The 1202-nt window shown below is 77.8% G+C and carries 1 protein-coding gene; it reads right to left on the bottom strand.

Annotation, left to right across the window (positions count from 1 at the left end; genetic code table 11):
• On the bottom strand, nt 1–1202 hold a 1202-nt coding region (locus L1885_RS28490), incomplete at both ends, for a M20 family metallopeptidase (protein WP_235800024.1).

Genomic DNA, 1202 nt, shown 5'->3' with positions numbered 1-1202 from the left:
CCGCGGCGCTCGTCGCGGCCGCGAACTCGGCTTTCGCGGCGGCCAGTCGGCCGGGATCGGTGAGCAGCGCGGTCAGGACGGACCCCAGCATCGCTGCGCCGTCGAGCACGGCGGCGTCCGCGTCCCGGCCGGCCGCGCCCGCGGCGAAGTCCCGCGTGTGCAGGGCCGCTCCGGGCACGGCGCACACGTACGGGTGGAGCGCGGGCACCCGCCTGCTCACGTTGCCCATGTCGGTCGACCCGGCGGCGCCGGACCAGCCGCTGCCGTGCGGGATCGGCCTGCCGAGCGCGGCGAAGGCGTCGGCCGCGAGCCCGGCGAGCACCGGGTTCGCGAGCACCGGGTCGTACGCCGGTGCCACCTCGGCGAGTTCGTGGGTGGTGCCGGTGGCGATCGCCGCGCCCCGCACGCAGTCCCCCACGGCCTCCAGCAGGCGGCCGCGCAGGTATCCGCTGTCCAGGGCGCGCACGAACAGCTCGACCCGGGCGCGCTCCGGGATGATGTTGATGGACTGGCCGCCCTCAGCGACCTTCGCGTGGATGCGGGCGTCCGGGGTGATCTGCTGGCGCAGCAGCCCGATCGCGACGAGCAGCAGGGTGGCCGCGTCGAGCGCGTTCCTGCCGCCCTCGGGGGCGGCGGAGGCGTGCGAGGCGCGGCCGGTGAAGACGGCTTCGAGGGACAGCCGGCCGAGATTGGTGCGCGAGACCGCGTCGTAGCCGGCCGCGTGGACCATGACGGCCGCGTCGACGCCGTCGAGCACGCCCGCCTCCAGGAGGCGGACCTTGCCGCCGCCGCCCTCCTCGCCGGGGCTGCCGATCACCAGCAGCCGCCCGGGTGCGCCGTGTTCGCCGGCGAGCGCGGCCGTGGCGAGCGCGGCGCCGACGCCGGCCGCCGCGATCACGTTGTGGCCGCAGCCGTGGCCGAGGCCCGGCAGGGCGTCGTACTCGCAGAACACCGCGAGCGTCGGGCCCTCGCCCGGGGGGCCGAGTTCCCGGGTGGCACGGAAGGCGGTGGGCATGCCCCCGGTGCCGGCCTCGACCTGGAAGCCGTGCGCGCCGAGCGTCGCGCGCAGCCGGCCGGCCGCCGCGTGCTCCTCGAAGCGCAGTTCCGGCTCGGCGTGCACGGCGTGGCTGAGCGCGAGCAGTTCGGCGCGCAGTTCCTCGGTGCGGGCGCGCGCCGCTCGGGCGAGCCGGGCCGCCGCGGTG

Source organism: Streptomyces fuscigenes, from assembly GCF_021556455.1.
In the GTDB taxonomy this organism is placed as follows: Bacteria; Actinomycetota; Actinomycetes; order Streptomycetales; family Streptomycetaceae; genus Streptomyces; species Streptomyces fuscigenes.
The sequence above is the reverse complement of the archived record's forward strand: the minus strand, read 5'-3'. Positions and strand labels throughout refer to the sequence as shown.